The organism is Actinomyces sp. Z16 (genome assembly GCF_003111765.1).
Classification (GTDB): Bacteria; Actinomycetota; Actinomycetes; order Actinomycetales; family Actinomycetaceae; genus Actinomyces; species Actinomyces glycerinitolerans.
In genome coordinates this window covers 3,738,303-3,761,642 of sequence record NZ_CP027862.1, presented here as the reverse complement: position 1 = coordinate 3,761,642, position 23,340 = coordinate 3,738,303, and the positions used below count along the sequence as shown (strand labels likewise).

The following is a 23,340-nucleotide window of genomic DNA, read 5'->3' as shown; positions in this document are numbered from 1 at the left end:
TGCCCCTATGGTGGTGCGGACGTTCGTGTGGAGTCACGTCCCGGACCATGGGGCAGCCAACACGAGCGACCGTGCCGCGATTGGCGATGCACGGTTCCGATCACCGCACCAGGAGAACACCCGTGAGCAAGCGGACCTTCCAGCCCAACAACCGTCACCGCGCCAAGGTGCACGGCTTCCGTAAGCGCATGCGCACCCGCGCCGGCCGCGCCGTTCTGGCCTCGCGCCGCCGCAAGGGCCGCGCCCGTCTCGCGGCCTGAGGTGCTTCCGGCGGCGCACCGGATGCTGCGGTCGGAGGACTTCTCCGCCGCAGTGAGGTCCGGTGCGCGCAGCGGCAGTCGCCGACTGGTAGTGCACTACTGCGCCGGACCGAATTACGGCCCCGACTCTCGTCCCGAAGCGGACGCGGCCGGGGCCGTAGACGCGCTGCCGCAGGCCCGCGTCGGCATCGTCGTCTCTAAGAAGCAGGTCGCCCGCGCCACCCACCGCAACCGGATCAAGCGGCGTGTGCGTGCACTGATGCGCGCGCGCCTGGACACGTTGGAGCCGGGTGCGCGTGTGGTCGTGCGTGGCCTGGCCGGTGCCGACGGCGCGACCAGCGAACAGCTGGCCGCGGATCTGGACCGGTTGCTAGCCCGCAGCCGCCACCTCGCACACACCGGACGGCGTCGATGACCTGCTCACCACAAGCTCCTCGCCCCTCCGCCGCGGCCCGCGCGGCTCTGGCCCTGGTGGGCCTGTATCAGCGCTGGATCTCTCCGGCTCTGCCGCGCCGCTGCCGCTACTACCCCACCTGCTCCGCTTACGCCGTTGAGGCGATCAAGGTGCACAGTGCGCTCAAGGGCACAGTGTTGGCCGCCTGGCGGCTACTGCGGTGCAACCCGCTCACGCGCGGGGGCGTCGACCATGTCCCCGACCCGGGTCGGTGGCGCTACCACCTGCCCCCGACGTGCCGCGCTTTGCCGCTAATAACCCGCACTGCCCGGATGAGCGCCCCCGTTCGGGTGCCCCGCCCGACGCCGATGGACGCGTGTTGCCAGCGAGTGTCACCGCCTAGTAGTCCCCGTCCCCACCGATTCGTCAGTCACCGCAAGTCCGCCGACCCGCCCCGTGCCGATAGCGCCCGGGCGGTCGGCAGCCCATCAGGCGCCGTCGGCGTCGTTAGCGTCGTAAGTTCGTAAACAAGGAGTGCAATGGACACGATCCTGTGGCCCCTCAAGGTCGCGGTCGCCTGGGTCATGGTCACCATCCACCGATTCCTGGTCTTCATCGGATTCTCCGATGGGCCCGGCGTCGCCTGGGTCATCTCGATCGTCGGCCTGACCATGTTCGTGCGGCTGCTGATCATGCCGCTGTTCGTCCGGCAGATTCGCGCGTCCCGCGGCATGCAGCTCATGCAGCCCGAGCTGCAGGCACTGCAGGAGAAGTACAAGGGCAAGAAGGACCCCGCCTCACAGCAGCGCCAGCAGGAGGAGATGATGGCGCTGTACCGCAAGCACAACACCAACCCCTTCGCCTCCTGCCTGCCCATCCTGATCCAGATGCCGGTGTTCTTCGCGCTGTTCCGCGTGCTGGCCAACCTGGAGGCGGTCGCCACCGGCACCTACCCGGACCATGACTCCATCGGTCCGCTCACCGCCGCCCTGGCCGAGCAGGTGCAGGCCTCAACGCTGTTCGGGGCGCCGCTGTCGGCCTCCTTCATGAACTCCAGCGATGTCACGGTCAAGATCGTGACCGTGGTGATGATCATCCTGATGAGCGTCACCCAGTGGTACACGATGGCGCAGCTGAGCATGAAGAACATGCCGGAGGCGACCAAGAACTCCGACAACCCGGCCATGCGCTCCCAGCGCATGATGATGACGATCATGCCGATCTTCTTCGCCTTCACCGGCGTGCAGTTTCAGATCGGCGTGCTGGTGTACTGGGTGACTACGAACCTGTGGACCATGGGGCAGCAGTTCTTCACCATCCGCAAGATGCCCGCACCCGGCTCCGAGGCCGAGAAGAAGATGCGGGCCCGCGAGAACGCCCGCCGTGCCCGCAAGGGACTGCCCTCGCTGGAGGAGGAGGAACGCGCCAAGGCCGAGGCCGAGGGCACCATCCGCACCGGGCAGCGGGCCCAGCCCGTCCGCAAGGACCGGCAGAAGAAGCGCCCGCAGAACGCCTCGACCGCCGCGAACCTGGACAAGACCGCGCCCGAGGACACCGAGTCGGACACCAACGACGCCGATCGGCGCACCAACGCCGTCGGCCTCACCCAGGAGGAGATCGCCCGGCGCCGCTACGAGCGGCGTGCTCGGGCCCGCAAGCAGGCGGCCGCCAAACGCAAGGGTCAGGCCGGTAAGAACAAGAAGAACAACAAGCGCAAGCCCCGCTGAGTCCGGATCACCGGAGGCAGGGCATCCACGAGAGGCGAAGCAGACAGTCCCATGAGCGAGCACGCACAGCACCCCAAGCACCAGGCCAGCAGCGTCAAGGACCTCGAGGAGGAAGGCGAGATCGGCGCCGACTACCTGGAGGAGTTCCTCGACATCGTCGATCTCGGCGGCGACATCGACATCGACGTCGACCACGGTCGGGCCTCGGTGGCGATCATCGCCTCCGAGGCGGGCGACGAGCGCGAGTTGGCCGACCTGGTCGGCCGCGACGGCGAGGTCCTGGAGGCGATCCAGGAGCTGACCCGCCTGGCCGTCCAGGCGCGCACCGGCAATCGTTCCCGGCTGATGTTGGACATCAACGGCTACCGTGCGGCGCGCCGCGCCGAGCTGACCAAGGTTGCCGCCGAGGCGGTCAACAAGGTCAAGGCGACCGGCGAACCGGTGGCGCTGGAGCCCATGAACCCCTTCGAGCGGAAGGTCTGCCACGACGTCGTCGCCGCGGCCGGCCTGTTCTCCGAGTCCGAGGGCACCGAGCCGCACCGGCACGTGGTGGTCATGCTCCCCGACGACGAGCCGGAGGACGTCGACGAGGTCGACGGCTCGGATGAGGTGGAACAAGGCGCGCCGGATGCGGGCGCCGCCGACGAGGCGACCGACGACGAGCAGGCCTGAGCCGATGGCGACGCTCGACCCCGCCGCCCCGCAGCCCGGCGAGCCGGTGGTGGTGGAGGAGCCGACCGCGGAGATGCGGGCGATGTTCGGCCCCGCCTTCAGCGCGGCCGAACACTTCGCCCACGTGCTCGCCGAGGAGGGTGAGCTGCGCGGGCTGGTGGGGCCGCGCGAGCTGCCGCGCCTGTGGACCAGGCACATCGTCAACTCCGCCGCCGTGGTCCCGTTCCTGCCCGACCATGGCAGGGTGGCGGACATCGGTTCCGGCGCCGGCTTTCCCGGCATCGTCGTCGCCCTGCTGCGGCCGGACCTCGATGTGGTGCTGGTGGAGTCCATGGAGCGGCGCACTCAGTGGCTCGACGACGTCGTCGCGCAGCTCGACCTGGACAATGTCACCGTCCGGCGCGCGCGGGCAGAGGAGTTGCGCGCCAAGTATGACGCCGTCACCGCGCGAGCAGTGGCGAACCTCTCAAAGGTGGTAAGGCTGACCTCACCTCTGCTGCGGCCGGGTGCCAGTCTGCTTGCGCTCAAGGGCGCGCGGGCGGAGGCCGAGGTGGCGGACGCCAAGTATGTGATCAAGCGGGCGCGTCTTGAGCCGGCCGTCATCCACGAGGTGGTCACCCCCGGTGAAGAGGTCACCAAGGTCGTTGAGGTTCGACGGCCCGCCTCGCGCTGACCGATCGGCGGCGGCCGCTCACGTAGACTGAAGCGCCGAAAGGCGTACGCCAACCGGACGCCGTAGGAGAAGCAGATTGTCAGGATCGTCTATCTTCGATCAGCTCCGCGCTGACCGCTCAGCCCTGGATCAAGTCGCCGAGGGCGGATTCCCCCGGCCCGAGCACACTCGCATCATCGCCGTCGCCAACCAGAAGGGCGGCGTGGGCAAGACCTCCACCGTGGTCAATGTCGCGGCCGCACTGGCCGAGGCAGGGCTGCAGGTGCTGGTGGTGGACGCGGACTCGCAGGGCAACGCCTCGACGGCGCTCGGGGTCGAGCACGACGAGGATCAGGCCTCCATCTACGACGTGTTGGTTGAGGGCGCCCGCATCCAGGACGTGGCGGTGCGCACGCGTTTCGCCGAGACCCTGTGGTGCGTGCCCTCAACGCTCGACGTCGCCGCCGTGGAGATCGAGTTGATCAACTCTTCGCAGCGTGAGTCGCGCATGCGGCTCGCGCTGGAGGAGTTCCTGCGGGACCGCGAGGCGCAGGGGCTGCCTCGCATGGATTACGTACTCATCGACTGCCCGCCCAGCCTCGGCATTATGACGATTAACGCCTTCGTGGCCGCCGGGGAGGTACTCATTCCCATGCAGGCCGAGTACTACGCACTCGAGGGTTTGGCGCTGCTGACGCGCTCGGTGGATCGCATCGCCCAGATTCACAATCCTGACCTGAGCGTCTCCATGATCGCCCTGACCATGTTTGACGCGCGCACCACGTTGGCCAAGGAGGTGGAGGCGGAAGTACGCACCTACTTCCCGGCGGCCACGCTCACAACTCGCATACCCCGTTCTGTACGCGTGGCGGAGGCGCCGTCCTTCGGGTCCCCGGTCGTATTCTGGGACCCCCGCTCGAGCGGCGCCGTCGCCTACAAGAAGCTCGCGATGGAGATCGCCGCGCGCGGTGTTGAGCAGGCTCGGCAGGACGAACCCACGGAGGCATGACGATGGCTCAGAAGAAGCGCGGCCTGGGACGCGGGCTGCAGGCACTCATCCCCGACGCGCAGGTGGAGAATCCCAGCCGCCGCCCCTCCGACGTCTTCTTCCCCGAGGGCCCGGGCGCCGACGCCGCCGCGGGGACCGAGCCCGAAACGGCGCGCCACGCGGATGACATCGCCGCCACCCTGCTCGCCCCCTCCAAGCGCTCCCGGCGGGGCGGGCGCAGTACTGGAACGCGTCCGCGGACGCCGGTGGACCCGAACGCTGTGGGCGACGCGAAGAAGACCGACGTGGACGCCGCGGGCTCCCCGGGGATCGCGCAGGGCCCGGCGGAATCGGCCGGTATGACCGAGGCGGCCGCGGCGAGCACCGTCGATGTTTCACGTGAAACATCCGCTGCCGGCGCTGACGCAGAGGCCGACATCGAGTTGGTGCCGGTGCCGGGAGCGACCTTCGCCGAGCTGCCGGTCGCAGCGATCGTGCCGAACCGGCGTCAGCCGCGTCAGGTTTTCGACGAGGACGACATTGCGGAGCTCGCCGACTCCATCAGGGAGGTCGGCCTGCTCCAGCCGATCGTGGTGCGCCGCATGGACGCGCCGGTGGATGGCTCCGCGGGCTCCGAGAACGCGGACGCGCCCGAGGACGCCGCTTACGAGCTGGTGATGGGCGAACGGCGCCTGCGCGCCGCGAAGGCGGCCGGGATGGAGACGATTCCGGCGGTGGTGCGCTACACCGCGGACGAAGAACTGCTGCGCGACGCGCTGTTGGAGAACCTGCACCGGGTGCAGTTGAACCCGCTTGAGGAGGCGGCCGCCTACCAGCAGCTGCTGGAGGACTTCGACTGCACCCAGGCGGAACTGTCCGAGAAGATCGCTCGGTCCCGCTCCCAGATCTCCAACACCCTGCGGCTGATGAAGCTGCCGCCGCTGGTGCAGCGGCGGGTGGCTGCGGAGGTGCTGTCCGCCGGCCATGCGCGCGCGCTGCTGGGCCTGCCCGACGCCGCCGCCATGGAGCGCGTGGCGCAGCGCGTGGTGGCCGAGGGACTGTCGGTGCGCGCCACCGAGGAGATCGTGGCCGTGTACGGAGAGCCGGCCGAGGCGCATGCCGCTGCGAAGACGGTGGGGCACTCGCGCAACACCCCCCTGCCTGCGCTGTCCACGCGCCTTTCCGACGCCTTCGACACTCGCGTCAAGGTCACCCGGGGCGCCAAGAAGGGCCGTATCACCATCGAGTTCGCTGGGGATGAGGATTTGGCGCGGATCGTGGAGGCGCTGGCGCCGGGAACCTCGCTGGACGAGGGCTGACACGGTCGCTCGTCTGGCGATGTGCCTCTAGGGCCTTGAGACGACCGTGCGCGTGGGTCGAACTGGACCGAGTCGGCTGCGCCACGGAGACGCGCGTAGGCGTGATTGAGTAGTCGATGGCGTGCGGCGCCCGGCCCGGACCGCAAGCAGTTATCAGATGAAGGCGAGAGGGCCGCGATGTTTCACGTGAAACATCGCGGCCCTCTCGGCTCGAGGACGCCGGTCGTTCAGGGGCGCACCGCTGGATGGCGCACGATGTCGTCATACAGCTTCGGCAGGTCGCCGGCGGCCTGCGCGGCCATCGGGAACAGGGAGACCTCGGTCATGCCGGGGATGACGTTGGCGTCGATGAACCAGGGCTGGCCCTCGGCGTCGACGATCAGATCGGTGCGCGAGAGGTTGCCGAGTCCAAGCGCGCGGTGCACGGTTACGGCCATCTCCTGGGCGCGCGCCTGCACCGAATCGTCGACGCGGGCCGGGACGAAGTACTCCGAGCGGCCGGGGTTGTAGCGGGCGTCGAAGTCGTAGCGGCCCTGGGAGACCACCTCGACCGCGGGCAGTGCGTGCGGGCCATCGCCCGTGTCCACGACCGACACCGCGAGCTCGGTGCCTTCCACGTACCTCTCGATCAGCGCCCGCTCGTCGTAGGCGAAGCAGGAGACCATCGCGGTGCGCAGCTCGTCGGCGTTCTCCGCGTAGGAGACGCCGAGTCCGGAGCCGCCCTGGTTGGGCTTGACCACCACGGGCAGGCCGAGGTGACCGGCGACGACGCCGAGCACCTCCTGCGCTCCGAGCTGGCTGAAGTAGGCTTTGGGCAGCGTCACCGAGTCCGGCGTGGGGACGCCGGCGGCGCGCACGGATGCCTTGGCCGTCGGCTTGAAGGATGCGCGCTGGCAGCCGTCGGAGTGCGTGCCCACATAGGGCAGGTCGAGGGCGATCAGCACGTTCTGCAACCCGCCATCCTCGCCGTGACCTCCATGCACCAGCGGCCACACCACGTCGGGGCTGAACGCCTTCAGGGAGGCGATGGTGCGCGCGTCCACGTCCATGACCAACACGTTGTGGCCCAGGTGCTTCAGGACGCTGGCGACGCGGTGTCCGGAGCGCAGCGACACGTCGCGTTCGTGGCTGAGACCGCCCGCAAGTACGGCTATGCGCAGCGGCGCGTCGGGGTTGGATTCGGCGGTGTCGGACATGGACGGCTCCTCGTTGTTCAAGGTCGATTCGGTGTATATGCGTCGGTGCGGGTGATGATGGGGTCTCAGACCTGGTCCGGCGAGGGTGCGGAGACGCCGCCCGAAGGCCGCTGGCAGGCGGGTCCGAACAGGTTGACCAGTTCCAGGTCGTGGGTGACGACCTCGGAGAGGCGCCGCACTCCCTCGCGGATATCGACTGGTTCCGGATAGCAGAAGGACAGACGCATGTGGTCGCGGCCGGCGCGGCCGCCCGCGTAGAAGGCGGTGCCGGAGACGTAGGCGACGAGGTTGGTGACGGCCCGCGGCAGCATCTCCTTGGCGTCGAGGCCCTCGGGCAGTCCGACCCAGACATAGAAGCCGCCTTCGGGCACGTTCCACGTGCACATGGGCATGAACTCGGAAAGAGCGTCCACCATGGCGTCGCGGCGCCTGCGGTACATGGTGCGGAAGTCTTGGATCTGACCGCGCCAGTCGAAGTTGTCCAGGTAGTTGGAGATCGAGAACTGGCCCACCGAGCTCGGACACAGGATGGCGGCCTCGGAGGCCAGCTTCATCTTCTCCCGCACCGCCGGCGGCGCCACGGCCCACCCGACGCGGTATCCGGGCGCGAAGATCTTTGAGAAGGATCCGAGGTAGACGACGTCGTCGGGCGCCAGGGTCTTCAGCGCGGTGTGCGTGCGGCCCTCGAAGTCGAGCAGTCCGTAGGGGTTGTCCTCGATGATGAGAATGTGGTGGCGGCGGCAGATCTCGATGACCTGCGGGCGCCGCTCCTCCGAGAGGCTGACGCCGGCCGGGTTGTGGAAGTTGGGTAGGCAGTAGAAGAACTTGACGTGCCGGCCCTGCCGCTCAAGGTCGGTTATGGTTTGCTCGAGCGCTTCGGGAATGACGCCGTCGGCGTCGATGGGCGCCTGTTGGACGTCGGCCTGGTAGGTGGAGAAGATGGACAACGAGCCCACGTAGGTGGGCGCCTCGGTGAGGATCACGTCGCCGGGATCGATGAACAGCTCGGTGACGATGTCCACCGCCTGCTGGGAGCCGGTGGTGATGACGACGTCCTCGGGGTCGGCGTCGATCCCCTCCAGCGCCATGACTTCGGGGATCTGCTCGCGCAGTCGCGGCAGTCCCTGTCCGTTGCCGTACTGGAGCGCGCGACCGCCGTCCTTGCGGATCATGCGGGCCGTCGCCTCGGCCAACTGGTCGAGCGGCAGGTCCTTCAGGTTGGGCATGCCGCCGGCAAGGGAGACTACTTCGGGCCGGGAGGCGACGGCGAACAGGGAGCGAGTCTCGGACTCGCGCAGGCCGTACGCTCGCGTGGCGTAGGAGTCGAGCCAGGGGTCCAGCCGGTTGCCTCGTTGTGGGTTCGTCTCGTTCACGTGGTAATCCCTCCCGGCGGGTGGTGCTTCGTCAGAGAACAGTCTGCCACGCTTGGGCTTGACGGTGATGTTTCACGTGAAACATCACCAGACGGGAGCGCTCGGGCGATGACAGTGAGCGAGTTCTTCGCTGGCGTGGCCCGCCGTGCCTCGATTACGAGGGCCGCCTGAACCCGCTACGGTCGGCGCACGCCGCACATGGAGTATGTGCAGCGATGTTTCACGTGAAACATGGACCGTCGACACGAGTGTTTCACGTGAAACACTTCGGGCCCGGCCCGGATGTTTCACGTGAAACATGCTCACCCGGTTGTGGCGGCGGTTCTCGGCATTCAGGATCGCAGCGCGTCGGCGGCAATGAGCGCCCGCAGCCGCGCCTCGTCGCAGGGGATGCTCACCACGTGCTGCTCGGCGTCGAGAAGACGCTGAATCGCCTCGGGCACGGGCTGCGGGGCGCCGAGCGCCTCGGCAACGGTCTCCGGGAACTTCTCCGGCCGGGCGGTCTCCAGCACGAGGGTCGGAACTTCCGGTTCCATCAACCGCAGGGCCACGGTCACGCCGTCGGCGGTGTGCGGGTCGATGGGTGCAGCGGTGGCCTCGTGTACGCGCCGGATCGCGGCGAGCCGGTCGGCATGAGTCGAGGTGCCGGAGACGAAGCCGAACTCATCGCGCATCCGTGCCAGCTGATCGGAGAGGTCCAGCACCCCGGTACGCTCCAGCTCGGGCCAGCGGGAGTGGAACTCCTCGGCACCGAGCAGAGTCCAGATGAAGCGCTCGAGGTTGGAGGCCTTGGAGATGTCCATGGATGGACTGGAGGTGGCCAGGGTCTGTGCACTCGAGCGGGGCCGATAGACGCCGGTGGAGAAGAACTCATCCAGCACGTTGTTCTCATTCGTGGCCAGGATCAACCGGCGGATCGGCACCCCCATGGTGCGGGCGAGATGACCGGCGTAGATGTTGCCGAAGTTGCCGCTGGGCACCGTGACGTCCACGCCGAAGATGCGCTCGCCGGTCGGCTCGCCAACCCCGGCGCCCGCTGCCGCCCCGGCGAGGCCCTCCGCGACGCCGTCGGAGGCGCGCAGCCAGGCCCACACGTAGTAGACGACCTGGGCGGCGATGCGCCCGAAGTTGATGGAGTTGACCGCGCCTATGGCGTATTCGACCTTGAAGGCGGCGTCGCCGTTGATCGCCTTGACCAGGTTCTGGCAGTCGTCAAAGACCCCATCGACGGCGATGTTGTGAATGTTCGCGTCGGCGAGCGAGTACATCTGCGCGCGCTGCACATCGCTCATGCGCCCCTGCGGGGACAGCATGAAGACACTGACGCCGTCGCGGCCACGGAAGGCGTGCTCGGCGGCCGAGCCGGTGTCCCCACTGGTGGCACCGAGGATGTTGAGCACGCGTCCCTCGCGGGTCAGCTGGTACGGGATCGCCTGCCCGAGGAACTGCATGGCCAGGTCCTTGAACGCCATGGTCGGCCCCTCGGACAGTCCCACGAGGGCGAGCCCGGGAGCGACGGCGTCGAGCGGGCGCAGCGGCACCACCGGTTCCGGAAAATGCTCCGGACCGTAGGCGGCCGCGGTCAGCGCCCGCAGATCGGCGGCCGGGATGTCGGTGGCGTACAGGCCGATGACCTCGGCGGCGAGCTCCGAGTAGGTCAGTGCCCGCCAGGACTCCAGAGTGGCGGCGGATACCCGCGGGACCTCTGCGGGGACGGCGAGGCCGCCGTCGGGAGCCAATCCGGACAGGAGCACGTCCAGGAATCCGGTGGGCGTCATGCCGCCCCGGGTGGAGATGTAACTCGTGTCCTGCGTGCGGTGCATGTGCCGCCCTCCCGTGCGCCGTGCTGAAGCGGCCCCATCCTATGCGACGAGTGCCTTTGGGTCGGTAGGCAATGCGGCATATCCCGAAGCGGGGAGGGCATGGTGAAGATCCCATCCGTATGCCTGGTAAGTGGCGTTGCGGGTTTGGTATGTTCCATTTCGGTTACACGCATGAGGAGGAGCTTCGGTGGACGACGAGATCGATGACGCTGCGGCGCAGTCGGGCCGGCGGCCTGGGACCGCCCCGCGGGGTGCGGGCCTGATCGACCCGACCGGTTTGTTGGGGAGCTTCCGGCAGAGCGATGACGGGCGTGGCCTGTGGGGTGGTTGGTGATGGCTGACCTGGAGATCTCCCCGGAGGTGTGGCGCACCCACGCCGGGCACGTCGCCTCGGTAGGCGACGGACTGGACACGGTGGAGTCTGCATCTGATGCGGCGTTGGCGGGTGAGCCGTTCGGGATGTTGTGTACGCCGTTGTTCGCGTCGTCGTATGAGAGCGCGAAGACTCAGTTCGATTCGAGTCTGTCTGATATCGGGGATCTGCTCGAGCAGGACGTGCAGGACTTGAAGGACACAGCGACCGATTTCGAGGAGACCGACTCCCAGGCGGCTACCGACGCCAACAACACCTACCCGTCTTACTGAGGGCTGGGTGCGGCTGGTTGTGGTGTGTGTTCGCCGGGTGGGTGTCTGCCGCGGGACTGACGGGTTATAGGCCTGTCCGCAACGGTTGTGTTACATGATTACTATGATTTGTTTCCCTGGAGGTTCCTGGTGACTACCGCTAATCCGTTGGTGGCTGAGCGGCAGGATTCGACGTCGTTTTGGGCGGGTACGGGTATTGGTGAGGATCTGTCGGATCTGAGTGAGGCGATCGGTAATGGGTCGTGGGTGTACGGCTCCCTGGCGGGTGTGGCCTTGGCCGGGGATGTGGTGTTCACGGTATTCAACCCGATTGCGGCTGCGGTCAGTGCGGGTCTGGGGTGGTTGATCGAGCATATTCATCCATTGGATGAAATGCTGGAGCAGCTGACCGGTGATGCCGATGCGGTGATGGCGGGGGCGCAGACCTGGACGAACATCTCCGAGGCGCTTGCTACTCATGCGCAGGATGTGCGCAACTATGTGACCGCGGACATGGCGGGTCAGGCCGGGTTGGCGGCCGCTGCGTGGCGGTCGCGGGCCAAGGAGTTGTCCGATGGCCTGGACGGTGCCTCTGGGGCGGCGTCGGGGATTGCCAAGGGTCTTCAGATCGCCGCCGCGATCGTGCAGTTCGTCCATGACATGGTGCGTGACACGATCACGGAGGCCTTCGGCATGCTGATTCAGGCGGCGGCGGAGGAGGTCTTCTCGCTGGGGCTGTTGACCCCGCTGGTTGCCTATCAGACCTATTCGTGGATTGCGACGCGGGTGACCAGGCTGTCGGGGAAGATCAAGGACCTGGTTACTTCGATCTCGGCCTTGGCGCGGCTGCTGAGCCGGGTGCCGCCGGGTCTTACCGGCATGGTGGGCAAGCTCAAGAAACTGAAGAAGCTGGCCCCCTCCAACGTGGCGGAGGCCACGGGCCGGGGAATCGGCCGCACTGCCAGGAAGCACTTGGTCGGCTCTTCCAGGCCCCACGCGCACGCTGCTCCCAGTACACGGGCGGCACGCAGCGCCAACAACCTCGACGGCCCCGGCACCACCAGCACGCCTGCGCCTGCTGGCGACACCGCCGGGTCTGTGGGCGGTCCCGGTGGTGCGGACGCCGCTGGTGGCCGGTCATCGGCTTCCAGCGGTACCGGATCGACCACAGCGGGTGGCGGCGCCCACGCGGGCTCCGGTTCCGGCGGTACCGTCGGTGGTGTTGGCGCGGCGGGCGGTACTGCCAGCGGCGGCTCCGATGCTCTGTTCCATGGCATTCACCCCACTCGTGGGGACATGAGCGCCGAAGCTCCCCCGGCCCACGGCGCCGCGAGTTCGTCGGGCGGTCCGGGTCAGGCGTCGGCTCCGTCCTCGCCCGATGGTGCTGGTGCTCGTGGTGGGTCCTCGTCGGGCTCCCCCGGCAGTGCTGGCGGGGCCGGGACTCCAAGTACTTACAGCGATGCTGCATCCTCTGCCGGGAACAACAGCTACCACGGCATTAACCCGATACATGGCGACACCAGTATCTCTCCATCGGCCCACGGCGCCGCGCACGCCGATGTCGGTTCAGGCGCTGACACCCAGCGTGCGGGCAGCAGTGGCTCGGAGGGCGCTCACACCAGCACCCCCGACGCGACCACCGGCCGAGCCGGTGGCGGCGGCTCTGGTGCCGGGGGCAGCCGGGCCGACGCTGGCGAGCCTGAGCCCGCCAGTCGCAACGGCTCTGACGCTGATGCCAAGCCCCGCGGCCGGTCCGGTGCTGACGGCGACCCGGGCAGCAACCGGCCTGCCGACCACAACTCGGAGCAGCATCAACCCGATGAGCACGGCAAACAGGCTCCCGACGAGCGACCCCGGGACACCGACTCGCCGGGCTCCTCCGAGCGCACCAGTGGCCATGAGGCCGAGCCCGAGTCCGTGTCTGCTCACATGGACCCAGAAGGCAACAGCTCTCATTCGAGTACCGCGGCAGCTGACAGTACAGCCCCACACGGCAAGGCCGACGACGCACCCGACCCGGCCAGCGGCGGTCACAAGGACGCGCCCAGCAGCGACACCGACACTACCCACAAGAGCAACGACGGGGACACCAGCAACGACCACGCAAAGGACAACACCGCCGATCAAGACAGCCATCACGATCCCGATGACGACCACAACGTTGACGATCACGCCGATGTAGACGGGGCAGACGGTGCTGACGGCGACGTTGATGACAGGTATCAGAAGAGTGTTCCTGAGTTGTTCGAGGACCGTGAAGGATTCGTTGACCAGCGCGACGAGTTGCTGGGGCAATTGGACGATTCAATGCCCGACGGCCTGGAACGAAAGGCTTTCAACATCAAAAACCGAGACAACACTATTGATAGTCTTTTGGACGACGGCTACGACCCAGAAAAGGTCGACGAACTCAATCAGATCGCTATCAACTTGACCGGCGCCAGACAGGATATCTCTGAGACTTCCGCGGCGATTGGTGAGGTCGGTGGGCAGCACTATTCGGATACGCATGGCGCTCCGGTGTTGGACGCGTGGCGCAACGAGAACAATGGCCACACGCCGCCGGGGGGCTACTCCGACGGGGCCGCGTTGAGCGGTGACGGCAAGACCTTCTACGAGCTGGAGTACAAGGGCGTCACCGCCAGGCTGAGCAAAACGCCTGTGCACACCACGTTCGAAGGAGATTTCCCTCAAGGCACACCAGAATATGCGCGCGATCACCTTATCACGGACCCGCGCTACGCCCAGTACTTCCATGACCATAAGGATGTGTGGGAAGCGATCAAGAGTGGGAATACTAAACTATGCTTCCGAACCATTTCCACTCGCACGGCACACGGGGAGCCGCACGTGCAGGACGTCTTCTTCGACCTGGTCGGAGACGGGCCAAACAGCCACAAGGTTCGCGACACGCTACAGGAGATGATCGACGCGCTCGACTGAATGACGGTCCTAACCACGATTATTACGTGATGTTTTCAACGACTGAAATGGTAGACATTGCGACCAGCACAGCTTAAAATATTCAGCATCGTTGGGAGTTCTTTTCGTTGGCCGGCCCGAGTGACTTAGAGAGGAAACAGGCATGAGTAGTAGCAACAGCGGACAGTCCGGGACCGGTGGCCAGACGGGGGCGGCTTCGGTGTTCGAGTTGTCTTTGCCTGGTGGTGGGGTGTTTCGGGTGGTTCCGCCTGAGGTGGGTGTGCCGGTGATTCGGCTGTGGTTGGAGCATAAGTGGCCCATGAGCGTACAGGAGGGTTTGGAGCTGCGTGACCGTCTTGGCTGGCAGTCTTCCCCGACTAGGGAGACCATGTTTACTACCGGTCATGACTTGGGCGGCAAGGACGCCTCTTTCGTAACGCTCAGAGGCCAAATCGGGTCCTTTCGCATGGGGTTGGCTTCGCGTGTTCCTAAGGCCAGTGCGCCGCCGGAGGCGGCTGTGCTGGTGCGCCAGGTGTACGCCCAGTACGTCGAAGTGCTGACCGGCTTGTACGGTACCGGCACTACTAAGCACTCCCAGGGGCGTAACGGCCCCCAGGAGTCCACTACCTGGACCCTGCCGAGCGGGGCATCGCTGCGACTCGGTACCGTCGGGCGAGTCCTCAGCGCCACCGTCAATTCGCCTGCTGCTAATCGTGCGGCCGAGGCCGAACGACGCTATCTCGCGCAGGAGGCCGAGTTCCCAACCGAGCCCCCGCCACGGCCCCGCACCAACAAGTGACGCGATACAACCACCTGGCGTTCGCGTCCTCCGGTATGGGGCTGGAACCAATGTCGGGGAGGATGTCTCTGACTTGACCTGGGTCATTGGTGGCCGTGGAGACAGTGGTCTCGGCAGGGGAAGCGTCGTCTGCAAAAGTAGGTGCCGTCCATGAACCTGCGCTGCTCAATTGGAGCCGCACGGAGCTGAGCTGCCTCGCCGAGACGAGAGAGGGGATCTCCCCCGAACTGAATAGCCCAGCGCGGTCGTCGCGGGCTGTTGTGGATTGTTGGTACTGTTTCATTAGCCTGAGTCGCGGGAGGCTTGTGCGGGCATGACGCCGACGAGCTGATTCTGCTGGAGGACGTCCCCATCAGCTGAGTTCAAGCCTCGTGCGTCGGAGGCTCGTGTCGGCGAGCGTGGATGTCCACCCGGTGCTGAGGAATGTCCGAGTTCGGCATAAACGCGTCGGCGGGCCCAAAGGGCCCGCCGACGATCGTTGGAATCACGCGGCTGTGCCGTAAGGTCTGGCGATTGATCCCGGCGTTTGTGCCGATCTGCGACATTCTTGCGGGGCGGCGCCCCACAGCCCGCTAACCGGGCACGGCGCGCCAAGTCCCCCTGTCAGGCGATGACCTTCTCCAACTGCGCCTTGAAGGAGGCCTTCGGGCGGGAGCCGGCGAACTGGTGGACCACCTCGCCGCCCGAGACGACGGCGAAGGTCGGGATGGAGCGCACGCCGAAGGAGCGGGTGGTGGCCGGGTTGGCGTCCACGTCCAGCTTGACGAACTTGGCCCGCTCGCCCAGCTCGGCCGCGACCTCATCCACCACCGGGGCCATCTGCCGGCAGGGACCGCACCACTCGGCCCAGAAGTCGATTACGACCGGGACATCGGACTGCATGACCTCTGCCTCGAAGGTGGCGTCGGTGACGGCGTGGGTGTCAGACATGGGTCACTCCTAGTTAACAATGAGTCTGAATAAGTATGAGTTTGTATGGATGAAGCTGCGTGGATGCGTCGCCGGCTCAGGAATCCAGGTCGGCCAGGTAGGCCTCCGCGTCCAGGGCCGCCCGGCACCCAGAACCGGCGGCGGTTACCGCCTGCTGGTACTCCGGGTCGGCGACGTCGCCGCAGGCGAACACGCCGGGGATGTTGGTGCGCTGTGAGGGAGAGTCGACCTTGATGTAGCCGGCGTCATCCAGCTCCAGCACGCCCTTGACCAACTCCGAGCGCGGGATCTGCCCGATGGCCACGAACAGGCCCGCGGCCGGGAGGTCGCGGCGCTCGCCGGTGACGGTGTCCTCCAGGGTCACCGACTCCAGGCCGTCGGCGCCGTTCAGGCCGACCACCCGGGAGTTCCAGGCGAAGTCGATCTTCTCGTTCTCGCGGGCGCGCTGAGCCATGACCGCACTCGCGCGCAGCTGGTCGCGCCGGTGCACCACGGTCACCGAGGAGCCGAAGCGGGTCAGGAACAGCGCCTCCTCCATGGCGGAGTCGCCGCCGCCGACCACCACGATCGGCCGGTCCTTGAAGAAGAAGCCGTCGCAGGTGGCGCAGTAGGACACCCCGTGCCCGGACAGGCGCTCCTCGTCGGCCAGACCCAGCTTGCGGTACTCCGACCCGGTGGACAGGATCACGGTGCGCGCCTCGTATACGGCGTCGTCGGTGGTGATGCGCTTGATGTCGCCGGTCAGGTCGAGAGCGATCACGTCCTCGTAGCGGATATCGGCGCCAAAGCGCTCGGCCTGCTCCTGCATCTGCGTCATGAGGTCCGGGCCCATGACGCCGTCACGGAACCCGGGGTAGTTCTCCACCTCGGTGGTGTCCATCAGAGCGCCGCCGGCGGTGACGGAGCCGGCGAGGACGATCGGGTGCAGCTGGGCGCGGGCGGCATAGATCGCCGCGGTGTAACCGCCGGGGCCGGAGCCGACAATGACGACGTCGTGGACCATGACTCTCCTGATTCTGCGTCTTTCTCGTATGTGCCGGGCGCCGCCGCGTTTGCGGGAAGCGCCCGCCCGATGCCCGATGAACCGGGGCGCGGGGCGCTTTGTTCCGGCGGGGCCGGCTACTTGAGGGTGATCTCCGAGATGGTGAGTTTGAACTGCCCGTCCGCGGCGGTGGGCAGGTTGGTCACCCAGAGCACCACGGACCCGGTGGTGGTGGGATCGAACTCGAAGGAGGTCGTGCCCTCGGTGAACGCACCCTCGGCCAGCAGCGTCCCCCCGGTGGGGTCATCGGCGCTGGTGGCGCGCACCTGCACATTCCCGCCGCTGCCGGTGCCCTGCACGTCAATGCCGGAGATCTCGGCCTCCTGCTCCAGTGTCACCGCCATGCCGATGCCCGGCTTGCCGGCTGGAGTCGATTCCAGGTAGAAGCGTGAGGACCAGGCCTGGTCGGTGTTGCCGTCTATGACCAGGTAGGCGTTCTCCGGGTGCTCGTTGTTGTTCCCGAAGGGGTCGAGGGACTGAGCGGAAGCGGGTGTGATTGGCGCACTGGGCTCGGCCTGCTCCTCCTCCGGCTCCGGCGCCGGCTCGGGTACGGCGGACTCCGAGGCGGTGGGCACGGTCTTGGCGGCCGGGATGTTGTCGTCCTGGAACTTCACGCCGGCCAGTCCGAGCAGGTTGTTCACGGCTAGGGCCACGCCAACCAGCACCGCCAGTACGACGGCGACTAGCACGGCGGTGGTGGTCCGGTTGACCGCCCGCTCCTGCGCGTCCTCCTTGTACTCCGCTTCCGGCTCCTGCGCGGCGAAGTCCAGGGCCTCCAAGTACTCCTCCTGACGCGGTGGCGCCGCGGTCTCGGAGGACGGTGCCGGCGCTGGGTTTACCCGCACGGCCGGCCGACGCTCCGGCGGGGTGGTGGCCTGCTCGCCTGCGGTTGGGGCCGGCGTGGGTTCATCCATGGGAGCCGCCGGGCGGGCACTGGACCGACGCCGTAGCCGCGCCAGCACCCCGCCGGCCATACCGGTCAGTGCGCCGGCCGACCCCGACGCCGCCGACTCCGTTTCTGCTGGCGGTTCGGGAGCCGGACCGGGTGCGGCCGGGGCGGCGAGCTCAGCAAGCGAGCCGGGGTCCCAGGGGGCCAGGGCACCCGCGACCTCGGCGGCTGAGGTGGGTGCACTGGCCGCGTCGCGCCAGGTGCGGGCCACCAGCCGGTCCAGGGCGGCATCGACGTCGTCGGGCGTGCGCGCTATCTGGGAGGGGGGTACGGGAGCGCCGCCGGCCATGGGGGCGGCGGGCAGGCCGGCGCGTTTGCCCGGCCATCGCCGGGTCAGTCCGAAGTACAGCAATTCGACCAGGGCGCGGGCGTCGGCGCGGTCGCCCGCGAGCGGGTCGGCCTGCGTGCCCGCCTCCAGCCCCAGCACCGCCGCTTCCACGCCGATGCCGGAAACCTGCACGGTGCCGTCGGGCCGCACCCGCACCGACTCCGGCGACAGGTTCAGGTGGTGCAGGCCGCGGCGCGAGCAGGCGTCCAGGGCCTGGGCGGCCTCACCCACGATGGCGCGCACCTGGTCGGCCCGCAACCCGGAGTTGACCAGCGCGGAGAAGGTCCGGCCCGTCATCGGCTCGGTGACAATAAACGACGGGGTGGCCGCCTCGACGTCGTAGACGCGCTGAATCCGGGTGTCATCGACCAGCACGGCGCGGGTGGCCACTTCCAGCACCTCCCGGCGGTGCGGGGTGGCGTCGGTGAGCATGAGTACCGTGACCGGGCGGTCCAGGATCGTGTCCCGGCCCAGGTGCCGCACAATGCGCGGCAGCGTGGCCGGCATGGTGGACAGCAGCTCATACCGGCCGGAGCCGATCGGCGTTGCGTCCGCCATGAGGTCGCCTCCCACGACTGGTAGTGCCTGCGTATTAAAGGCGAGTCTAGCCGGATCTGCGGGCCACACCGCGGCCGGGGCGAAACCGATATGTGAGGCCGCCGGTGCCGGCCTGGGTGCGGGCGGGAACGACGGCGGCAGGACCGGGGTCGGTTCCACCGGCGCGTGCGCGGCCAGTGGCGGCGGTGGCGCCAGGGCGCGGCCCATGCGCACCACCGCCCGGCCCACCGGCCCGGGCAGCATCCGGCCGATCTTCGCCACGATCCGCGAGAGCGGGCCGAAGAACACGTCCAGTTCCTGCACCCGCAGCAGCTTGGCCACCGCCAGGTACACCAGGGTCATGACGGCGGCGACTATCAGCACGGTCACCAGGGCATCCACCTGCCGGGTTCCGGTCAGGGAGCCGTCGGCCGAGCCCAGCAGGCGGCGCACCCCCAGTCCGACGAGGATCGCGGGCAGTGCCGCCACGATCAGTCGCACGTAGGTCCCCACCACTCGCGGCCCGTCCAGGTCCGGCAGGTGGCGGCGGATCAGTGGCACCAGCACCAGGAATCCGGCGATCTGGCAGGTGGCCGAGCCCACCGCCGCCCACACCATCCAGTGGTTGGCGGGGGCCAGCAGGTAGGCCATCAGGCAGATCAGGACCGGGATCAAGCCCACCACCGTGTCGGCGATCAGCAGCCGCTTGGTGTCCGCGTAGGCGAGCATGACCCGCTGCATGGTGAACCACACGCCCTGCCCCACGATGCCGGCGGCCAGCACCGTCAGGATCGGGGCGGAGGCGTGGGCCTGCTCCGTTGAGAGGGAGGGGACGAACACCTGCAGCGCCGGGGCGGCCAAGGTGCCGATACCCGCGGCGAACAGCACCGTGAACACCGCGATCGAGCGCAGCCCCAGGGACAGGTCGTCGCGCACGCCTGCGCGGTCCCCGGCGGCGGCCTTCTCACTCATGCGGGTGAACAGGGCCGTGATGATCGAGGTGGTGATCAGGGACTGCGGCAGCATGTACACCAGCTGGGCGTTGGCGTACATGGTCGTCGACGGGACGATCACGTCCGCGTAGGCGGACGACTCGGCGGCCGTGACCGCCCGTGAACCCAGGTTGGTGGCGGCCAGGTCACCCAAGGAGACGATGGCCGTGCCCAGCAGCGCCCACAGCGCCACCTTGGACATGTTGCCCAGGCCCATGCCGCGCACGCCGAAGATGAGCTTGGGGTGGAAGCCGGAGCGGACCAGCGGGATGTACAGGATCAGTGCCTGCGCGGCGATGCCCAGCGTCGTCGTCGCCCCGATCAGGGCGATACGGCCCGCGTCCCAGATGCCCGGGTCCTGCCCGGAGGTGTAGCCGCCGTAGATATGCAGGTAGGCCAGGATCGAGGCGATGGAGATGACGTTGTTCAGCACCGGTGACCACATGTACGGCCCGAAGCTGGAGCGGGCGTTGAGCACCTGCCCCCACAGGGCGTACAGGCCGTAGAAGAAGATCTGCGGCATGCACCAGAAGGCGAAGGCGAAGGCGAGCGGCTGCCAGCGCCCCAGGCCGGATGCGTACAGCATGATCACCAGTGGTGCGGCGACCGTCAGCAGCGCGGAGACGGCCGCGATCACCATGGAGGCGGCCGTCAGCAGCCGGTTGACCAGCTCCTCGCCGTTGCGCTGGCGCAGCGCCCGCACGATCTGCGGCACCAGGATTGCGTTGAGGATCCCGCCGATCAGCAGGTTGTACAACTGGGTCGGCACGGTGTTGGCGGTGTTGAAGGCGTCGGCCGCACCCGAGGCGGTGGCACCCAGGGCGGTGACCAGCAGGGCGTTGCGCACCAGGCCGAGGATGCGGGAGGTGAGCGTACCCGCCGCCATCACGGCGCTGGAGCGGGCGATGGACGGCGCCGGCTTACCCGTCCGGGAGGGCTGCTTCGTGGCCGGGCCGGCGGTCTGGGACTGGGCCCCGTCCTGCTTCATCTACGCTCCCTGGGTGTGGCGGTGCGGCGCCCCCGGCGCACGGTACGGATAATCCCGGCGACCAACAGGATCACCAGGATCCCGCCGAGTACGCGCGTGCCCACATTCTCCCAGTCGGCACGCACGCGCAGGTGCACCGTGGAGGGCGTGCCGACATTCGTGCCGTCCTGCGCGCGCAGCTGGATGGTCAGGTCGACGTCGCCGGAGCCGACGGCGGTCACCGGTACGCTCGCCGTCACCTGCCCGCCCGCCGGCACGGTGACGGTGACGTCCTCATCGGTCTGCAGGCGGGTGGAACTGGACTCCAGGTGCACCTCGACGGTCACGTCTTGGTCCAGGGTGGACACGATGCGCACCGGCAGGTCCGCGGAGGAGGAGATCAGGTTGATGGTGCTCGACGGCGCTGCCGCCAGGGCGTCGGAGACCGCCTCCCCGCGGGCACGGGACTGGGCGATCATGGTCGTGCAGGCGGACTCGTCGGCCCGCCAGGACGCCGACGTGGCCAGGGCGACCACGTCGGTGGACATGCCCAGGGCCCGTTCGGGGTCGTCCAGGATCGAGGCGACCGAATCCAGGTGGTCCTCCGCCGCCCGTGCCGCCGACAGGGTCATCGCGGTCACCTCGCCCTGTCCGCTGGCCGAATCCGGCAGCGGCACGCGGGCCACCTCCGCCCCGGACTGAGCGGAGTCGGCAGCCGATTCCAGCAGCGCGTGCAGGCCCTGCGGCTGCGTCCAGGTGGAATTGGTCAGGGCGGTAAGGCGCTGGGCCAGCACCTGCGGGTCCAGCTCGGCGGCCGCCTCACGGGGGACAACCACCACCATGTCGCGGCTGACGGCCGGCGCCTGCCGGGTGACGATGGCGGTCTGGCCGCGCAGCAGCTGGACGGCGTCGAGGTCGGACAGCTGCGCGTCCCCCTCGTCGGTGAGCAGGCTGCCGCCGATCGCCGCCGACATTCCCGCATCTGGGATGAGCACCGTGCGCCCATCCAGGGTCATGGTGCCCGACGGCGTGTAGGTCAGGTTCACGGCCACGGGCGCGTCACCGGGGGCGGCGACGACAGTGGTCACCGAGTCGGGCAGAGCCGCGAGCGTGGTCGCATCCAGTGCGCCGGCCGCCCAGGCGACGGAAGTGTCGGCACCGGCCTGCGCCGCCGCACTGTCGGCGCTGCGTTGCAGGGCCGAGGCGAGCAGATCCGTCTCGCCCAGGTGTGCCAGGGCGGTCAGGTCGGCGTCGCCCCAGGGCAGGGCGACCACGTCGCCGGCAGCGACCGCGTCGGCGAGCGCCTGCTTGAGGTCGGTGGCGTCGGCCGTCTCGGATGGGCCGCCGTCGCCGGCGGCCGACGGGGTGGGTGAGCCGGTGGCGGCGGCGCTGGTGGGCGCGGTCGATTCCACGCCGAGGACGGCGAGCAGGGCCGGGTCCACGGCGAGCACCACGCCGTCGCCGGCGAGCTCCAGCAGGCCCAGCACCCGCTCATGCAGCGCCGCGAGTGTCTCGGCATAGTCGGCGCCGGAGTCGGTGGCGGAAGCGGTAGCGCTCGCGGTCGGCGTCGGGGGGCCGGCGTGGTCGGGGAGCGAGCCCGGGGCGGGGGAGGTCAGTGCCAGCAGCTCGGCCGGCGAGGCCGTGACCGGGACGAAGGCGGTCACCCGCGTGGGGCTTACCTGTACGCCCGGGTTCCACAGGACGATGGTGCGGTCCTGCGTGAGCGTGGTGTAACCCTGGGTCAGCGCCACCTGTATGCCGCGCGGGCCCCACTGCTCGGTGTTGCGCAGCGGCAGGTTGTCGGCGCTGATGGTGAGCCGGAAGTCCACCGCCGCGCCGGGTGCCACGTCATCCGTGAGGGCCTCCAGGGCGATGGTCGCCAGCGGCGTGTCCTGCTCGTCGGCGAGCCAGGAGGCCAGGCCGTTCGTAGTCATCTCGGTGCGCGACTGCATCTGCGCCACCAGCGTGGCGCCGGAAAGCGTCTGGTCGGTGCCGTTGGTAATCGTGCCCGTCAGCGTGACGTCCTCGCCGGTGCCCAACACCTGCGGCGCCAGGCTGGTGACGGCCAGGGTCACCCGTCCGGCGGACTCGTCGTCGGTGTCGGCTGGGAGCACGGTGGTGGCAACCGCCCCGGGCAGGACGTCGCGGGCGGCCGGGCCGGCGGTGCCTGCGTTGGCGCGCGCCGGGGATAGGGGCAGCGCGCCCACCAGCACGAGCACCGCGGCCAGCACCGTCAGCGCTCGCCGGGCGGCGCGGGCGACCCCCGAGCGGCGCGGCATGGCGGAGTTCACCCGTCACCCACCAGGATCTCCCTGGCGGCGGCGACGATCCGACGCTCATTGGGGTAGGCCAGGCGGCGGGCGACGTCGTCCAGGGTCACCCACTCGACGTCCTCCGCCTCATGGTCGGGATCGTTCTCGGTGGTGAGGCTGCCGCCGAGCGCCTCCAGCAGGAAATGGTGGACGACCTTGTGCACACGGTGATCCTCACCGGCGAACCAGTAGTCAACGGTGGCCAAGTGCCGCAACACCCGGCCGGTGATGCCGGTCTCCTCCGCGATCTCCCGCACGGCCGCCTGCTCGGCGGTCTCGTTGCCCTCCAGATGCCCCTTGGGTAGGCACCATTCCAACCGGCCGCCCCGGTTGCGCCGCGCAATCACAGCGGTCACGGCCCGACCGTCCTGCACGTCGATGATCAGTCCGCCGGCGCTTGTCTCGTCGACCACCGGCAGCGAGCGTGCGGCCGTGCGCCGCGGCCGGGTACCGGCGCGGGGCATACGAGAGCGGTGGGAGGACATGGGGACACTCTAGGCGGTTCACCGCCCGATCGGCTCCCTTGGGTTCCGC

At 68.5% G+C, this 23,340-nt stretch carries 18 protein-coding genes and 1 pseudogene; 11 read left to right on the top strand and 8 right to left on the bottom strand.

Annotation, left to right across the window (positions count from 1 at the left end):
* The first annotated feature begins 122 nt into the window (after positions 1–122).
* The 8 genes and pseudogenes from rpmH (at position 123) to C3B71_RS15625 (ending at position 6,012) form a co-directional block, all read left to right on the top strand.
* Positions 123–260, top strand: coding sequence for a 50S ribosomal protein L34 (rpmH, locus tag C3B71_RS15660; RefSeq protein ID WP_073333441.1), 138 nt, complete (start codon positions 123–125; stop codon positions 258–260).
* A gap of 22 nt (positions 261–282) precedes the next feature.
* Positions 283–675 (top strand): ribonuclease P protein component, encoded by a 393-nt coding sequence (rnpA, locus tag C3B71_RS15655; protein ID WP_234415965.1) that lies wholly within the window; start codon positions 283–285, stop codon positions 673–675.
* Positions 672–961 (top strand): annotated as a pseudogene (gene yidD, locus C3B71_RS15650) (membrane protein insertion efficiency factor YidD); the annotation flags it as partial. The gene rnpA and the pseudogene yidD, both read left to right, overlap by 4 nt.
* 232 nt (positions 962–1,193) lie before the next feature.
* On the top strand, positions 1,194–2,381 hold the full coding sequence (gene yidC / locus C3B71_RS15645) for a membrane protein insertase YidC (protein WP_108969341.1): 1,188 nt from the start codon (positions 1,194–1,196) through the stop codon (positions 2,379–2,381).
* Between the two features lie 51 nt (positions 2,382–2,432).
* Positions 2,433–3,053, top strand: coding sequence for a Jag family protein (locus tag C3B71_RS15640; RefSeq protein WP_073333433.1), 621 nt, complete (start codon positions 2,433–2,435; stop codon positions 3,051–3,053).
* 4 nt (positions 3,054–3,057) lie between these two features.
* Complete coding sequence (gene rsmG, locus C3B71_RS15635; protein WP_108969339.1) at positions 3,058–3,726, top strand: 16S rRNA (guanine(527)-N(7))-methyltransferase RsmG; 669 nt, start codon at positions 3,058–3,060, stop codon at positions 3,724–3,726.
* Between the two features lie 76 nt (positions 3,727–3,802).
* Positions 3,803–4,714 carry a ParA family protein gene (locus C3B71_RS15630; protein WP_073333428.1) on the top strand — a complete coding sequence of 304 codons (912 nt, stop codon included), beginning with the start codon at positions 3,803–3,805 and terminating at the stop codon, positions 4,712–4,714.
* A 2-nt stretch (positions 4,715–4,716) separates the two neighbouring features.
* On the top strand, positions 4,717–6,012 hold the full coding sequence (locus C3B71_RS15625) for a ParB/RepB/Spo0J family partition protein (RefSeq protein WP_108969337.1): 1,296 nt from the start codon (positions 4,717–4,719) through the stop codon (positions 6,010–6,012).
* A 227-nt stretch (positions 6,013–6,239) separates the two neighbouring features.
* Here C3B71_RS15625 and C3B71_RS15620 read toward each other — a convergent pair whose 3' ends face one another.
* From C3B71_RS15620 to thrC, 3 genes are all read right to left on the bottom strand, one after another.
* The gene (locus C3B71_RS15620) at positions 6,240–7,208 is read right to left on the bottom strand and encodes a D-alanine--D-alanine ligase family protein (RefSeq protein WP_108969335.1); all 969 of its coding nucleotides are present in this window, start codon (positions 7,206–7,208) and stop codon (positions 6,240–6,242) included.
* Positions 7,209–7,273: 65 nt separating this feature from the next.
* The gene (locus tag C3B71_RS15615) at positions 7,274–8,581 is read right to left on the bottom strand and encodes an aminotransferase-like domain-containing protein (protein ID WP_108969333.1); all 1,308 of its coding nucleotides are present in this window, start codon (positions 8,579–8,581) and stop codon (positions 7,274–7,276) included.
* 332 nt (positions 8,582–8,913) lie between these two features.
* Positions 8,914–10,404, bottom strand: a complete 1,491-nt coding sequence (gene thrC, locus C3B71_RS15610; protein WP_108969331.1) for a threonine synthase — start codon at positions 10,402–10,404, stop codon at positions 8,914–8,916.
* 333 nt (positions 10,405–10,737) lie between these two features.
* Between thrC and C3B71_RS15605 the strand changes: the two genes are divergently transcribed.
* From C3B71_RS15605 to C3B71_RS15595, 3 genes are all read left to right on the top strand, one after another.
* Positions 10,738–11,049, top strand: coding sequence for a type VII secretion target (locus C3B71_RS15605; protein WP_146752397.1), 312 nt, complete (start codon positions 10,738–10,740; stop codon positions 11,047–11,049).
* Positions 11,050–11,136: 87 nt separating this feature from the next.
* On the top strand, positions 11,137–13,971 hold the full coding sequence (locus tag C3B71_RS15600) for a hypothetical protein (protein WP_146752398.1): 2,835 nt from the start codon (positions 11,137–11,139) through the stop codon (positions 13,969–13,971).
* A gap of 142 nt (positions 13,972–14,113) precedes the next feature.
* Positions 14,114–14,749, top strand: coding sequence for a DUF6301 family protein (locus C3B71_RS15595; RefSeq protein WP_220101872.1), 636 nt, complete (start codon positions 14,114–14,116; stop codon positions 14,747–14,749).
* 603 nt (positions 14,750–15,352) lie between these two features.
* On the opposite strand, the gene trxA is transcribed toward C3B71_RS15595, so the two are convergent.
* From trxA to C3B71_RS15570, 5 genes are all read right to left on the bottom strand, one after another.
* On the bottom strand, positions 15,353–15,679 hold the full coding sequence (gene trxA, locus C3B71_RS15590) for a thioredoxin (RefSeq protein WP_073333402.1): 327 nt from the start codon (positions 15,677–15,679) through the stop codon (positions 15,353–15,355).
* A 76-nt stretch (positions 15,680–15,755) separates the two neighbouring features.
* Positions 15,756–16,682: a thioredoxin-disulfide reductase gene (trxB, locus tag C3B71_RS15585; protein WP_073333400.1), complete on the bottom strand. Its 927-nt coding sequence runs from the start codon at positions 16,680–16,682 to the stop codon at positions 15,756–15,758.
* Between the two features lie 116 nt (positions 16,683–16,798).
* Positions 16,799–20,515 carry a murein biosynthesis integral membrane protein MurJ gene (locus tag C3B71_RS15580; RefSeq protein ID WP_108969325.1) on the bottom strand — a complete coding sequence of 1,239 codons (3,717 nt, stop codon included), beginning with the start codon at positions 20,513–20,515 and terminating at the stop codon, positions 16,799–16,801.
* Positions 20,512–22,785, bottom strand: a complete 2,274-nt coding sequence (locus tag C3B71_RS15575) for a DUF6049 family protein (protein ID WP_108969323.1) — start codon at positions 22,783–22,785, stop codon at positions 20,512–20,514. The genes C3B71_RS15580 and C3B71_RS15575 overlap by 4 nt, the downstream gene beginning before the upstream one ends.
* Complete coding sequence (locus C3B71_RS15570) at positions 22,782–23,291, bottom strand: NUDIX hydrolase (RefSeq protein WP_073333394.1); 510 nt, start codon at positions 23,289–23,291, stop codon at positions 22,782–22,784. Before C3B71_RS15570 ends, C3B71_RS15575 begins: the two co-directional genes overlap by 4 nt.
* Positions 23,292–23,340 lie beyond the last annotated feature (49 nt).

What these genes read in the sequence shown, in the direction of transcription:
- trxB (WP_073333400.1), bottom strand. Translation starts at nt 16,682, where the DNA reads ATGGTCCACGACGTCGTCATTGTCGGCTCCGGCCCCGGCGGTTACACC.
- C3B71_RS15640 (WP_073333433.1), top strand. Translation starts at nt 2,433, where the DNA reads ATGAGCGAGCACGCACAGCACCCCAAGCACCAGGCCAGCAGCGTCAAG.
- C3B71_RS15625 (WP_108969337.1), top strand. Translation starts at nt 4,717, where the DNA reads ATGGCTCAGAAGAAGCGCGGCCTGGGACGCGGGCTGCAGGCACTCATC.
- C3B71_RS15580 (WP_108969325.1), bottom strand. Translation starts at nt 20,515, where the DNA reads ATGAAGCAGGACGGGGCCCAGTCCCAGACCGCCGGCCCGGCCACGAAG.
- C3B71_RS15620 (WP_108969335.1), bottom strand. Translation starts at nt 7,208, where the DNA reads ATGTCCGACACCGCCGAATCCAACCCCGACGCGCCGCTGCGCATAGCC.
- rnpA (WP_234415965.1), top strand. Translation starts at nt 283, where the DNA reads ATGCTGCGGTCGGAGGACTTCTCCGCCGCAGTGAGGTCCGGTGCGCGC.
- C3B71_RS15570 (WP_073333394.1), bottom strand. Translation starts at nt 23,291, where the DNA reads ATGTCCTCCCACCGCTCTCGTATGCCCCGCGCCGGTACCCGGCCGCGG.
- rsmG (WP_108969339.1), top strand. Translation starts at nt 3,058, where the DNA reads ATGGCGACGCTCGACCCCGCCGCCCCGCAGCCCGGCGAGCCGGTGGTG.
- yidC (WP_108969341.1), top strand. Translation starts at nt 1,194, where the DNA reads ATGGACACGATCCTGTGGCCCCTCAAGGTCGCGGTCGCCTGGGTCATG.
- C3B71_RS15595 (WP_220101872.1), top strand. Translation starts at nt 14,114, where the DNA reads ATGAGTAGTAGCAACAGCGGACAGTCCGGGACCGGTGGCCAGACGGGG.
- trxA (WP_073333402.1), bottom strand. Translation starts at nt 15,679, where the DNA reads ATGTCTGACACCCACGCCGTCACCGACGCCACCTTCGAGGCAGAGGTC.
- C3B71_RS15605 (WP_146752397.1), top strand. Translation starts at nt 10,738, where the DNA reads ATGGCTGACCTGGAGATCTCCCCGGAGGTGTGGCGCACCCACGCCGGG.
- thrC (WP_108969331.1), bottom strand. Translation starts at nt 10,404, where the DNA reads ATGCACCGCACGCAGGACACGAGTTACATCTCCACCCGGGGCGGCATG.